The following is a 12,397-nucleotide window of genomic DNA, read 5'->3' as shown; positions in this document are numbered from 1 at the left end:
ACGGCGGCCTCCACAGGAGGCCGCCGGGCGAGAGATCAGCTCTGCACGCGCTCGATGGTCACCGATTCCAGGACCACGGGCTCGGTGGGACGGTCGCGGGCGTCGGTGTCGGTCTTGGCGATGGCGTCCACGACGTCCTGACCCTCGATCACCTCACCGAAGATGGTGTGCTTGCCGTTCAGGTGCGGCGTGGGCACCACGGTGATGAAGAACTGGGAGCCGTTGGTGCCGCGGCCCATCTGGATGCCCGCGTTCGCCATGGCGAGCAGGTACGGGCGGTTGAAGTAGAGGTCCGGGTGGATCTCGTCGTCGAACTTGTAGCCGGGACCGCCGACACCCTGACCCAGCGGGTCACCACCCTGGATCATGAAGCCCGAGATGACCCGGTGGAAGATGGTGCCGTCGTACAGCTTGGCGGTGGACTTCTGGCCGGTCTCCGGGTGCACCCACTCGCGGGTGCCCTCGGCGAGCTCGACGAAGTTGCGCACGGTCTTGGGCGCGTGGTCCGGGAAGAGCTGGACCTTCACGCTCCCGCGGTTGGTGTTGAGGTTCGCGATCAACTTCTCAGCCATGATCGGACTGCCCCCTTCAGGTTGTGGCAATGCCTATGCAACGTATTGCTTTTGTAGCGCTTTGACGATTTCGGCCGGAGCCGATCCCTCATGCATCCTCCCACGGGCCGTCATGATTGAGCCGTCTTCGAGCGGGAAGGGGTGGCGACGGGGCCCCAACGAATGGGGAGGTTGTTGTGCCTCTAGCACTGTTTGGAAAGCGCCACATGAAGATCGTGGCTCCGGAAAGGCGGCTGCGCCACGCGAAGGCTCAGGCTGTCCTCGTCGTGGATCGGGTCAGCCCGCTGGCCAGCCAGGCCCGCGACGTGGCCGGCCAGGCCTTTGAGATGGCCGATCATGCTCGCAACGTGGCCGGTGAGAAGATCATCGTCGCACGCGGGTGGGCGGCACCGAGGCTTGACGCCGCCGCGCACTCGATCGAGGAACAGCTCGCGCCGAAACTCAGCGCCGCGCTGTCCCAGGCTGCCGCGAGGATTGATCCCAAGCCCACCAAGTCCCGCGGATGGCCGATGGTCCTGCTGGTCACCGGCGTCGCGATCGGAGCGGCGGGCTACGCGCTGTATCGCAAGAACGCCGACCAGTGGGCGGACACCCTGAAGGACAGCACCTCCGACGCGTCCCAATGGGTGGGACACAAGATGGGGGCGACGGCGGGCAAGGCCTCCGACGTGACGGACGACGCCACGTCGAAGGCCGAAGAGATCGGCGGCAGGGCCGACGCCAAGGCGGAGCACACGTCCAAGAAACTGCCCTAGCGGTACGACGTACCCGGGTCGGCCGACCACGGCGTACGTCACCTGTCAGCGGTATGGCCCGCGCCTTCGAAGGCGCGGGCCATACCGCTGTGCGGACCGCGCGCCATTGACCGATTCACCAAGCGCTTGTTAGAACGTGTTCCTGAGACAGAAGGAGCACCCGATGACGCTGTCGCCCCTCGACGACCATCCCGTACACCAGTCACCCGAGGTGATGCGGCACGTCACGACCTCGGACCGTAACTTCTACGACCGGTACTACTTCAACTGTCACGCCGGATCCGACGAGCTGATGCTCATCGTCGGCCTCGGGCAGTATCCCAACCTCGGGGTCACCGACGCGTTCGCCTGCGTACGCCACCGGAACCTGCACCGCGTGGTCCGGGCCTCCCGGGAACTCGGCGACGACCGGATGGACACCCGGGTCGGCCCGTTCCGGGTCGAGGTGATCGAGGGACTCAGGCGGTTGCGGGTGGTGCTCGACCCCACCGAGCACGGCCTCTCCTTCGACCTCAGCTGGGAGGGCACCATCCCGGCCACGCTGGAGCCCCGACACTTCTTACGCCGGCAGGAGCGCGTGCTGTTCGACTCCTCCCGGCTGGCCCAGACCGGCAGGTGGAGTGGGCACATACTGATCGGCGACGAGCGCGTCGAGGTAACCCCGGACCGCTGGCAGGGCACCCGCGACCGCTCGTGGGGCATCCGCCCGGTCGGCGAGCCCGAGCCCCCCGGCATCCAGGCCCGCGACGCCGGTACCTTCTACTGGCTCTACACCCCGATCCAGTTCGACGACCACGCCATCCTGTGCATCGTCCAGGAGGACGAGAAAGGCCGCCGGGTGCTGGAGGAGGCGGTGCGGGTGTGGGGGTTCGGCACCCCGAGGCAGGGCGAGGAGGAGTATCTCGGCCGTCCCGAGTACCGTCCGACGTACGCGGAGGGCACCCGGGACGTACGAGAGGCGACGATCTCCTTCTCTCCGCCGGGTGGCAAGCCCTTCGACGTGCACTGCACCCCGATTCTCCCGGTGCACCTGATGGTGGGCACCGGATATGGCCTGGAATCGGACTGGAGGCACGGCATGTACCAGGGGCCGGAACCGGTGGTCCAGGGCGTCACCCACACCCTTCCGGAGGACGCCGCCATGATGTGGGGCCTGGTCGACGCGGTCGGCCGCTTCGAGTACGACGGCCACGTCGGTTACGGCCTGTACGAGTACTGGGCCCTGGGCCCGCACCCGACCTTCCCCGAGGGCTGAACCGCACCGGCCCCCCAACACGGTACGGCCTCCCGGGACGCTCCCCGATCGTCCCGATCGGCTGCGAGCCGGCCGGAGTCACTCCCGCACGGGTTTCCCCGGCCGGCTCGCAGGTCTTTGGGATCACCCCCGCGGAGCTACTCCTTCTTGGCGCAGGTGACGACGGGGGCGCCCTCGGCGGGCGTGCTCGTGACCTTGAACGCGGCACCTCCGGGCCCCTCGGCCCCCTCGACCTTCTCGGCCTTCCTGGCCCCCTCGACCCTCTCGGCCCCCTCGGAGACGTCATCGAGGATCACGGTCATCGCCACGGCCTCCGGGTCCCCGGGCACCGCAGGCACCGAGGGAGCGGCCATGACCTTGACGTCCTTGCCGGGAGTCACGCCCTCGGGAAGCGGAGGGAGCACCTTCGCGTCCTCCCCTTCCGCCCGGGTGCCCCTGAAGACCTTGACCTGGCCGCTCGGCACCCCGGCCTCGTCGGCCCGTACCAAGGGCGCGGCGGGCGACGATCCGGCCTTCGCCAACTCCTTGATCTCGGCCTCGGTCAGCCGGCGCGTTATCAGGGTCGCCTGGCCGCCACCCTCGCACTGGATCTGCACGGTGCCCTCCTTGGGACCCGGCGTGGGCGTGTCGTCGGCGTTGGCGGCCCCGGTCAGGGTGGCCATCAGTGCCCCCGCGGTCACCACGGCGGCGGCGAGCATGCGGATACGCATGGGTGTTCTCCTTGTCAGGCGGATCTGGAGATCACAGACTCCCGCCCGCTGCCTGAACCCAGCCTGAAGGCAGCAGAAATCATCTTCAGGTTGGCTTTAGGCGGAGTGCGGCACTCTGAGCGGTATGCGTGTGCTGCTGGTTGAGGACGAGAAACGTCTGGCCCATCTGCTGAAGGATGGGCTGGCGGGCGAGGGGTTCGCCGTCGACGTGACGTACGACGGGCGCGACGGGTTGTGGATGGCGACCGAGAACCCGTACGACGTGATCGTGCTGGACGTCATGCTGCCCCGGATGAACGGTTACACCGTCTGCGCCAGGCTCCGCGACGCGGAGAACTGGACGCCGATCCTGATGCTCACCGCCAAGGACGGGGTGCACGACGAGGCCGAGGCCCTGGACACCGGCGCGGACGACTTCCTGTCCAAGCCGTTCTCCTACGTGGTGCTGCTGGCCCGGCTGCGCGCGCTGGTACGCCGGGGCGGCCACGCCAGACCGGTGTCCATCGTGGTCGGCGACCTGACCGTCGATCCCGCGGGGCTCCGCTGCCGCCGCGGGGAGGTGAACATCCCCCTCACCCCCAAGGAGTTCGCGGTGCTGCACGGCCTGGCGCGCAGGCAGGGCGAGGTGGTCTCCAAGAGCGAGCTGCTGGCCCAGGCGTGGGACTTCTCCTACGACGGCGACCCGAACATCGTGGAGGTCTACATCAGCGCGCTCCGCCGCAAGATCGACTCCCCGTTCGGCCGCTCGTCGCTGGTGACGGTGCGCGGCGCCGGCTACCGGTTGGAGGCCTGAGGTGGCGTCGCGTCTGTCGGTGCGGCTCCGGACGACCCTCGCGGCCACCGCCATCGTCGCGGTCGCGCTGGGCGTGGCGGCCGCGGTGCTCGTCGGCGTGCTGACCGGGAGCCTGGCGCGGAGCGCCTCCAACGAGGCCGTCCGCCGTGCCGACGCCACCGCCAAGGTGCTCGCCGGCGGCGTGGCGGTCGCCGGAAAACCCGCCGATGTTGTCAGTCTGGCGAAGACGACTCTCCTCGACCCCGACGTCAAGATCCTCACGTACCCCGCACCGCTGGTTTCCGAGCTTTCGGTCCGAAGCCCGGCCGCCACCGCATCACCCGGGGAAAAACCCCCAGTAGTCGTGCGGGACTTCCAGGGCGGCACCGCGGCCCAGCCCGCCGAGGTGGCGCAATGGGCGCCCGGAGACGACTTCGCCCTGGCCACGATGCCCGTGGACGCCGCCGACGGCGTGCTGGTCGTGCAGGCCAGGGCGTCGCTGGAGCCGACGGGAGACGCGCTGCGGGCACTGTGGGGCCTGCTGCTGCCCGGCATCCCCGCGCTGCTCCTGCTGGTCGCCGTCCTGACCTGGCTCGCCGTCGGCCGGGCACTGGCACCGGTCTCGGCCATCCGTACCGAGATGGCCGACATCACCGCCAGCGACCTGCACCGGCGGGTCCCCGTACCGCGGTCGCGCGACGAGATCGCCCGCCTCGCCGAGACCATGAACCGCACGCTCGACCGCCTCGAACTGGCGGTCAGCCGGCACAAGCGCTTCGTCGCCGACGCCGCCCACGAGCTCCGCAGCCCGCTGGCCATCCTGAGGACGCGCCTTGAGCTGGCACCGCCGGGGCCGCTGGCGGCCGAGGCGCTGACCGACGTGGAACGGATCCAGGTGCTCACCTCCGACCTCCTCCTGCTCGCCCGCCTGGACGCGGCGGAGCCCGTCTGCCACGAGGAGGTGGACCTCGGCCAGGTGACCGCCGAGGAGGCGGCCCGATCGCGGCCCAGGCCGGAGATCAGGGTGACGCTGGAGGTGGCGGCCGACACGGTGGTCCTCGGCTCGGCCGGGCAGTTGCGCCGCCTGGTGGCCAACCTGGTGGACAACGCCGTACGTCACGCGAACTCCGCGGTCACCGTCCGGCTGGCATCCGACGGCGGTGAGGCGGTGCTCGACGTGTGCGACGACGGCCCCGGCATCCCCGCCGAGCACCACGAGGCGGTCTTCGACAGGTTCACCCGGCTGGACGAGGCCAGGGACAGGGACGCGGGCGGATCGGGCCTCGGGCTGGCCATCGCCAGGGACATCGCGGTACGGCACGGTGGCAGCCTGCGCATCGCCGGGGAGGATCGCGGAGCCTGCCTGCAGGCCCGCTTTCCTGTGATATGAACCACACACGCGATCCATTCGTCCCCCCGGGAGGCCCGCCATGCCCACCCCCACCCGTCGATTAATGATCTTCCGAGGCCTCGCGGGCGGCGCCGCCGCCGCGATCGCGTCGGCCGTCGCGTTGGTACGCCCGGCCGAGGCCGCCGAGGAGGCCGGAGAGACCGCCGGCCCCGTGCTCGCCAAGACCAGCAGCATCCCCGTCGGCGGTGGCCGGATCATCAACGGCAGATGGGTGGTCACCCAGCCCGTCAAGGGCACCTTCCGTGCCTTCAGCGCCAAATGCACCCACCAGGGCTGCGCGGTCGCCACCATCCGCGGCGGGATCATCAACTGCCCCTGCCACGGCAGCAGGTTCCGGATCGCCGACGGCTCGGTGGCCAGGGGGCCGGCCACCCGGCCGCTGGCCCGCAGGAAGATCAAGGTCTCCAAGGGCGTCATCCGGCTCGGCTGATCGGCCGGTGCCCCCCTGGATCCCGTACGGGGATGTCTTCGTGACGTCCGCGAGCATCCCGTGCGCCCCAGAGGGGCACACCCGGCGTTCTCCGGCTCTCACCGCGGGAGCCGGTACCGGAAACACCGTGCGCTCAGAGCAGGCGTGTACGGCAGCCCAGTTCATCGCCGATCCGCCGGAGTCCCGCGGTGAAACCGTCGCGCGTGCTCCTGTCGAAGCCCATGAAGAAGCGGTTGGCGAGCGGCACGCCCCACCGTCCCCAGGTCGCGACGTTGCGGACCCGGTGGGTGAGCAGGGCGCCCTCCGAGTGCGGCTCGACGGCGTACTCCCCGCGGTACCACCAGCCGCCCTGGAAGGCGATGGTGTGTTCGCCTACCTCGACGGTCATGGTGTGTATCGGCGTGCTGAGGGTGAACCGCTCCGGGCCGCCCGCCACGACGCCGCCGTGCTCCGCCAGCAGCCAGACGTTGTCCGCGCCGACGGGTCCGGGACGCACGGCCAGCAGCAGCCGCTCCACCCGGCCTACCGGGGCCTCGATCACCCCGGCCGCCTCGAACAGCGGAGTGGACTTCACAGTGAGCTCCCAGGGGTGTTCAGTCGTGCGGCGTCGTCTCCGGAGAGACCGGGCGGTTCTTGGTCCTTCTCCTGCTCTTCGCGCGGATGGGGCGATTCATCGTCCTCGTCGATCCGGACCGGCAGCTCACGGTTGATGCTGCCGGTCCAGGTGATCTCGCCCGACTCCAGCCGGACGAGGAGACCGCGTACCCAGTCGAGCTCGGCGGCGCGCAGGGCGCGTTCGCATTCGAGCTCCAGCAGGAGCACCGGGGGCAGCCCACTCTCGGTGAGCCCTTTCAGACTGGCGTCGGCCGCGACGACCCTCCCTTCGAGGGTGGCCGCCCTGACCCGCAGCGCCCGCTCCACCTCGGCCTTCGGCAGGCACCCCATCAGCGAGATCGCCGCGGTGAAGGTGAGGCTGTCGGGCCCCACCTGCTCAAGCAGCCGCCGCAGCCGGGTGGCGAGCTCCGCCCTGCCCTCATCCGTCAGCTCGTAGACGGTGCGCTCCGGTCTCCGCCCCTCCCTGCTGGTCTGGACAGCCGCGATCAGCTCGTCCCTGACCAGACGGTCGACCGCGTGGTAGAGGCTGCGCGGCAGCCCGGTCACGTAGTCCTTGTGGGTGTCGACGACGAAGCGGTGCATCTCATAGGGGTGGCTCGGCCGGACCGAGAGCAGCGCGAGCACGGTCAGCCGGACCAGATCGACGCCCCGTGCCATGGCCACTCCCCACGCTCCGTGTAGTGCAAAATTCTTTATTGCAATCTGCACTATATAGGTACACCGCACGCCGTACCAGACCCTGCGTTCTCGTACGGCTCGCGAGCGGATCGGCGGGAGCGAGGACCGGCGTTCAGGTTCCGTGCTTCTCGTACGCCCCAGGGCGCACCCGCACGCGAGCGCGAGCGGTGCGCGGCAGTGCACCGTTCGCGCTCAACGGCTCCGAAAATATCTTATATATGTCCCTAAAATCATCACATAACATCACCTGAAAACACATATCTGTTTTCTCGGGAAAATCCCTCCACATTAACCGTCGGGTCGCACGTAGCGGTATAACTCTTACTTTCTGGCAAGCGGCATTACAGGGTTAATCCCTCCTGCCAGCGGATAGGCGTCACATATGCGAAGCACCGTCCACCGCTCCCTGATCGCAGGCGCCATCTTCGCCCTGGCCACAACCCTCCCCGTCGGCGTCGCGCACGCCGCGATCGACCCCTCCCCGGATTTCCAGCAGGCCCCCCTTCCCGACCAATTCACGATCCTCAAAATGGGCAGCAGGGGAATCGAGGTACATAATGCGAAGAAAAGGCTTAGAGATCTGGGCTTCACCCCGGGAAATCTCAGCTCCACGTATGATTCCGCGCTGCGCATGACCGTATGGGCCTTCCAGAAGGCCAACGGGTTGAGGCCCGTCGACAGGATCGACCTGCCGACCTGGCAGGCCCTCCTGCGCCCCAGGCGCATCAGGCCCCTGGTGGGGTACGGAGGGCCCGAGCGGGCCGAGATCGATCTGCGACGCCAGCTCCTCACGGTGTGGAAGGAAGGGAAACCCGTGCTGGTGACCCATATCTCGACCGGTGCCCGCATGTCGTACTGCGAGAAGGGCCACTGCGGGTTCGCCGACACCCCGGTCGGCGACTACCGGGTCGGAGCGCGGGTCCCCGGCTGGTCCACCGGGATCCTGGGATCGATGTTCTACTCCGTCTACTTCAACGGCGGCATCGCCATCCACGGCTCCACCCTCGTTCCCCGCTTCCCCGCCTCCCACGGATGCGTCCGGGTCCCGCTGCACAACGCCGTCCCCCTCTACCGGCTCCTCCAGCCGGGTGATCCGGTGTACGTCCGCCGTCCCGAGGTCCGCGTCGAACGCCGCCCGGAGGCTCACCCGGAACGCCCCCGGCGAATCCCCAGGGCTCGGTACCCCGAGGCCCCCCGTATTCCGCGCGGACACGCCACGTCCGCACGCCCCGCGCACGGCTCGCGGGGAAGGTGAGACCTCAGCTCGGCGAATCCTGGGCCGCTCCCGTACCGGCCGCCGGCCTTTCGCGTGCTCAGGCGGCGAAGGCGTCGAGGGCTGAGAGGATCTCCGTCCTGAACGTGTCGCTGCCGGTGTGCCCGGAGTCGTCGACCACGACCAGCCGGGCGTCGGGCCAGGCCTGAGCGAGTTGCCATGGCGTGTCGAGCGGTCCACCCAGGTCCAGGCGGCCGTGGACGAGTACGCCGGGGATCCCGGCCAGCCGTCCGGCCTCGCGCAGCAGGACCCCCTCCTCCAGCCAGGCGGCGTTGGAGAAGTAGTGCGCGCAGATCCGTACGAAGGCCAGCAGGGCGGCGGAGGGCCGGTCGCTGTAGGCGTTCGGCGTGCCGTTGGGCTCCAGGGAGATCACCGCGTCCTCCCAGGCGGTCCAGTCGTGCGCCGCCCTGGCCCGCACCTCGGGATCGGGGTCGGCCATGAGCCGTGCGTAGGCCGCGAGCAGGTCACCGTCGCGGTCGGCCTCGGGGACTCCCCGCCTGAACCGCTCCCACTCCTCGGGAAAGAACCGCCCGACCCCCCGGTAGAGCCAGTCGATCTCGGAGCGGCGCGTCATCGTGACGCTGGCGACGACCATCTCCGACACCCGCTCGGGGTGGGTCTCGGCGTAGGCGAGCATCAGCGTGGAGCCCCACGATCCGCCGTACAGCAGCCACCGGTCGATGCCGAGGTGCTCGCGCAGGCGCTCCATGTCGGTGACCAGATGATGGGTGGTGTTGGTGCTCAGGTCGGTCGCGGGGTCGCCGGCGTGCGGCAGGCTGCGGCCGCAGTTGCGCTGGTCGAACAGGACGACCCGGTACCGCGAGGGGTCGAAGAGGCGACGGTGGCCGGGCCCGCACCCCGACCCGGGGCCGCCGTGGACGACGACCGCGGGCTTGCCGGCGGGGTTGCCGCAGACCTCCCAGTAGACGAGGTTGCCGTCACCGGTGTCGAGCAGGCCGTGCTCGTGGGGCTCGATAGGGGGGTACAAGGCGAGTTCCTCTCCGGAGATATAACAGCACTGGTACATTAGTGGCATGTCAACTCCCGAGCTACTCGGTACGCGGCTGCGCCATCTCCTCGACCAGCTGGACGCGGGGGTCGCCGCCGTCTACACCGACCTCGGCCTGGACGGCTTCCGCCCGCGCTACACACCGATCCTGCGAACACTGGCGACCACCGGGCCCAGCTCCATCCGTGACCTGGGCAGAGCGATCGGTGTCACGCATTCGGCGGCCAGCCAGACGGTCGCGCAGCTGGCCAAGGAGGATCTGGTCACTCTCACCCCCGGCGCCGACGCGCGCCAGCGGATCGTCAGGCTGACCGCCAGAGCCGAGTCACTGATGCCCCTCCTCGACAAGGAGTGGGCGGCGACCAGCGCGGCGGCGGCCGAACTGGAGGCTGAGCTGTCCTACCCGCTGAGCAGGCTCGTCGACGAGGCGCTGGAGTCGCTGAGCAGGCGGCCGATGCGGGACAGGATCGCCGGGGCGGTCGATCTGTAGACCGGGCCGTCCCTATTCCGGCGCCCGCACGCTGCCGATGCCCAGGGTGCTGACCATCGGCAGCATCCCCGACTCGAACACCGCGCCCAGCAGAGGCTGGTTGAGCAGGGCCAGCCGTTGGGCCGACTCGGTCCCGAGCGCGCGCCACGGCCCGGCGGCCAGTTCGTCGGTGATCCGCTCGACCTGGTCACGGAGCGCCTGGCCCGCCGGGGTGGCGACCCCCTCCGCGTCGACCAGGCCACGGGTGGCCAGCCGGTCGCGGGCGGCCGCCCATTCCTCGTCGCTCCAGCCGCGGCCCGCGAAGTTGCTCACCGGTGCGGCCCCGATCGCGGCGAACGAGACCAGCGCCTCGCACCCGTCCAGTTCCGCGGTCGCCAGGGCTGCCAGGTGCCCGTCGCCCCTGTGCTCGCGCAGCACGGTGTAGGCCTGCCAGAGCGCCAGGTGCGGCTCCTCGGGCCAGGGCAGATCGAGGTTGGCGGCGGCCAGGGGCCGGTGGACGACCTCGGCGCTCTCGGCGGCCCTGACGGCCAGCTCGGCCGCCTCGGCCAGCTCGGGCGTGGCGACCTTGTCACCGAGGAGGGTGCGCAAGGTGCGGTCCACCGCCCGCAACCGGGCCTGGAGCACCGCCTCGGGCCGTGCCGTGGCCCAGATGCCCGGCACGTACTCGGCGACGGCCGCCGGGCTGAAGCTGTAGTAGGTGCCGGTGACCAGCTTCGGCCCGGCGGCACCGAGCGGCGCCGTACGCCAGGCGAAGTAGCTCGGCCAGCGCGACTCGATGTCGTAGCCGAGCCGCGCCGCCTCGTCGAAAGCCTCGGGGGAGAAGTAGAGCGACGCGTGCACCGGCTCGATCTGGTGCCACATCTGCCGTGCCAGCTTGGAGAACTCCGACATCATAAGCCCCGTTCATCACTACCTATGTAGAATATGACAGTGACAATAGATCCTTGGCGCATCACTCGTCAACCTCAAATAGACAGTTACGTCGGTAGCAGGATCGAGTTGGCCGCTCTTCTGGTCAACCGCCTCACCGCCACCTCGGCGCACGGCCGCGAGGTCACGCCACCGGCCTCGAGCGCCGAGCGACTGGCCGCGATCAACAAGGAGGGCGTCGTGACCGACCGGGCTCCGCGTGCCCTCACCGTCGCGGAGGCGGATCGGCTGGCCGGGATCGCCGCCCGGCTACGGCCGGCGTTCGGCGCGGGCGAGACCATCACCGAGGTCGCGGCCGCACTCAACGATCTGCTGGTACGGCACGCCGCCGTCCCCAGCCTGCGCGTCGATCCGGGTCAGCCCCACCGGCTGGCCTTCCACCGGCCCGACGCGCCCCTCGTGGACGCCTGGGCGGCCGACATGGGCACGGCGCTGGCCATGGTCATCGGCGTCGGCCAGGCCACCCGGCTCGGCGCCTGCCAGGCCGACGGGTGCGACCTGGTCTTCTTCGACACCACCCGCAACGGCTCGCGCAGATTCTGCGACCTGTCCTGCCAGAACCGGGCCAAGGCCAGCGCCTACCGCGCCAGACGGCAGGCCGCCCGCCACCCCGCGCGGGACGCGACGTCCGGCACGGACCCCGGATAGATCCTGATTCGGGGTGTGGGCCGCTCGCGGCGGAGCACAGGCGACGGCCGGCCCGCCGGGCATGTACGCCCCGCGTGGATGACCGAAATCTTCGCCGCGACGCGTGACCACCGATTCAGCAGAGGACTTGACGGTCACCGCGGGCGGTGGAGACTGATGCGGTGATTAAAACACTGTGTCCCCGGGACTACAACGAGGCCCTCTACGTGGGGCATTTCTTTCGTACCGGTACCCCCGTGGTGATGGACCTCACCAAGCTGCCGGACAGCGAGGCCAAGCAGTTCGTGGATTTCGCCGCCGGCCTGGTGTTCGGCAGGGGCGGGAATATGGACCGCCTGTCTCCCAAGGTGTTCCTGCTGATGCCTCGCGGAATGGCCGAGCGGCCATCGGCCGCTCACGAGGCACGGTAGGCAGCCGACCCGGCGGCGTGCTCCCCCCGAGTTCCCGCGACCGACCACCGTCGATCGCTCCCGGGCAGACCGGCGGTCATCACCCGGAGGCATCGGCCAGAGCGATCGCTCGCAGCAGCCCGCAGAGATGCGCGAGATCATGCCACAGGATCACGGGTTCGTCCGATGCACGAGCGAGCAGAGCGTGAATCTCGTCGAGGTCGTCACTTACCTGACCGACCCCTATCTCCGCGGCCGGGTCATTCGACATGTCGAAAGCCACCGCAAGAGGCAGGTCCCAGTAGTGGTCCACCGCGAGTGATTCCAACTCAACGTGTTCGCCGTATTGCCTCTCCACCGCGTCGAGCAGTAGAGCACATGCCCGACGGAGATCGGCAAGGCCAAGAAGCATGTCGCTCATATGAGTCATCGTCGCAGGAAATGCACTAATTATCGTGCG

General features: G+C 69.4%; 16 protein-coding genes. 9 read left to right on the top strand and 7 right to left on the bottom strand.

The genetic code is table 11. The annotated features are described in order from the left end of the window. Positions 1 to 35: 35 nt before the first annotated feature. A complete protein-coding gene (locus ABT130_RS16690) occupies positions 36 to 572 on the bottom strand; it encodes a peptidylprolyl isomerase (RefSeq protein ID WP_343970656.1) in 537 nt (178 codons plus the stop codon). 206 nt (positions 573 to 778) lie between these two features. Between ABT130_RS16690 and ABT130_RS16685 the strand changes: the two genes are divergently transcribed. Continuing rightward, positions 779 to 1,327: a hypothetical protein gene (locus ABT130_RS16685; RefSeq protein WP_350913942.1), complete on the top strand. Its 549-nt coding sequence runs from the start codon at positions 779 to 781 to the stop codon at positions 1,325 to 1,327. Positions 1,328 to 1,490: 163 nt separating this feature from the next. After that, a complete protein-coding gene (locus ABT130_RS16680) occupies positions 1,491 to 2,582 on the top strand; it encodes an Rv3169 family protein (protein ID WP_350956304.1) in 1,092 nt (363 codons plus the stop codon). Positions 2,583 to 2,719: 137 nt separating this feature from the next. On the opposite strand, the gene ABT130_RS16675 is transcribed toward ABT130_RS16680, so the two are convergent. Beyond that, positions 2,720 to 3,292: a hypothetical protein gene (locus ABT130_RS16675; RefSeq protein WP_350956302.1), complete on the bottom strand. Its 573-nt coding sequence runs from the start codon at positions 3,290 to 3,292 to the stop codon at positions 2,720 to 2,722. A 124-nt stretch (positions 3,293 to 3,416) separates the two neighbouring features. On the opposite strand from ABT130_RS16675, the gene ABT130_RS16670 reads away from it, so the two are divergent. The 3 genes from ABT130_RS16670 (at position 3,417) to ABT130_RS16660 (ending at position 5,905) form a co-directional block, all read left to right on the top strand. Next, complete coding sequence (locus ABT130_RS16670) at positions 3,417 to 4,085, top strand: response regulator transcription factor (RefSeq protein ID WP_350913937.1); 669 nt, start codon at positions 3,417 to 3,419, stop codon at positions 4,083 to 4,085. A 1-nt stretch (position 4,086) separates the two neighbouring features. Next, the gene (locus ABT130_RS16665; RefSeq protein WP_350956300.1) at positions 4,087 to 5,454 is read left to right on the top strand and encodes a sensor histidine kinase; all 1,368 of its coding nucleotides are present in this window, start codon (positions 4,087 to 4,089) and stop codon (positions 5,452 to 5,454) included. A gap of 64 nt (positions 5,455 to 5,518) precedes the next feature. Then, a complete protein-coding gene (locus tag ABT130_RS16660) occupies positions 5,519 to 5,905 on the top strand; it encodes a Rieske (2Fe-2S) protein (protein WP_350956298.1) in 387 nt (128 codons plus the stop codon). 133 nt (positions 5,906 to 6,038) lie between these two features. On the opposite strand, the gene ABT130_RS16655 is transcribed toward ABT130_RS16660, so the two are convergent. Both ABT130_RS16655 and ABT130_RS16650 read right to left on the bottom strand, forming a co-directional pair. Further along, the gene (locus ABT130_RS16655; protein ID WP_350913931.1) at positions 6,039 to 6,479 is read right to left on the bottom strand and encodes a hypothetical protein; all 441 of its coding nucleotides are present in this window, start codon (positions 6,477 to 6,479) and stop codon (positions 6,039 to 6,041) included. Beyond that, entirely contained in the window at positions 6,476 to 7,177 is a 702-nt protein-coding gene (locus ABT130_RS16650) for a PadR family transcriptional regulator (RefSeq protein ID WP_350956296.1), read from the bottom strand. The genes ABT130_RS16655 and ABT130_RS16650 overlap by 4 nt, the downstream gene beginning before the upstream one ends. A 403-nt stretch (positions 7,178 to 7,580) precedes the next feature. Here ABT130_RS16650 and ABT130_RS16645 point away from each other — a divergent pair, with 403 nt between their 5' ends. Then, complete coding sequence (locus ABT130_RS16645; RefSeq protein ID WP_350956294.1) at positions 7,581 to 8,453, top strand: L,D-transpeptidase family protein; 873 nt, start codon at positions 7,581 to 7,583, stop codon at positions 8,451 to 8,453. Positions 8,454 to 8,511: 58 nt separating this feature from the next. Here ABT130_RS16645 and pip read toward each other — a convergent pair whose 3' ends face one another. After that, positions 8,512 to 9,498 (bottom strand): prolyl aminopeptidase, encoded by a 987-nt coding sequence (gene pip / locus ABT130_RS16640; protein ID WP_451935698.1) that lies wholly within the window; start codon positions 9,496 to 9,498, stop codon positions 8,512 to 8,514. A 7-nt stretch (positions 9,499 to 9,505) separates the two neighbouring features. Between pip and ABT130_RS16635 the strand changes: the two genes are divergently transcribed. Continuing rightward, the gene (locus ABT130_RS16635) at positions 9,506 to 9,970 is read left to right on the top strand and encodes a MarR family winged helix-turn-helix transcriptional regulator (RefSeq protein WP_350956290.1); all 465 of its coding nucleotides are present in this window, start codon (positions 9,506 to 9,508) and stop codon (positions 9,968 to 9,970) included. Between the two features lie 12 nt (positions 9,971 to 9,982). Here ABT130_RS16635 and ABT130_RS16630 read toward each other — a convergent pair whose 3' ends face one another. Next, positions 9,983 to 10,861, bottom strand: a complete 879-nt coding sequence (locus ABT130_RS16630) for an SCO6745 family protein (protein WP_502992156.1) — start codon at positions 10,859 to 10,861, stop codon at positions 9,983 to 9,985. 108 nt (positions 10,862 to 10,969) lie between these two features. On the opposite strand from ABT130_RS16630, the gene ABT130_RS16625 reads away from it, so the two are divergent. After that, complete coding sequence (locus ABT130_RS16625; RefSeq protein WP_350956286.1) at positions 10,970 to 11,548, top strand: CGNR zinc finger domain-containing protein; 579 nt, start codon at positions 10,970 to 10,972, stop codon at positions 11,546 to 11,548. Positions 11,549 to 11,709: 161 nt separating this feature from the next. Next, positions 11,710 to 11,958: a cell division protein SepF gene (locus ABT130_RS16620; RefSeq protein WP_350913916.1), complete on the top strand. Its 249-nt coding sequence runs from the start codon at positions 11,710 to 11,712 to the stop codon at positions 11,956 to 11,958. 79 nt (positions 11,959 to 12,037) lie between these two features. Here the strand turns inward: ABT130_RS16620 and ABT130_RS16615 are convergent, their stop codons facing one another. Next, entirely contained in the window at positions 12,038 to 12,358 is a 321-nt protein-coding gene (locus ABT130_RS16615) for a hypothetical protein (RefSeq protein ID WP_350956285.1), read from the bottom strand. Positions 12,359 to 12,397 lie beyond the last annotated feature (39 nt).

The sequence above is a fragment of the Streptosporangium sp. NPDC001681 genome (assembly GCF_040298085.1).
GTDB lineage: Bacteria > Actinomycetota > Actinomycetes > Streptosporangiales > Streptosporangiaceae > Streptosporangium.
This window is presented reverse-complemented; position numbering and strand designations above follow the sequence as displayed.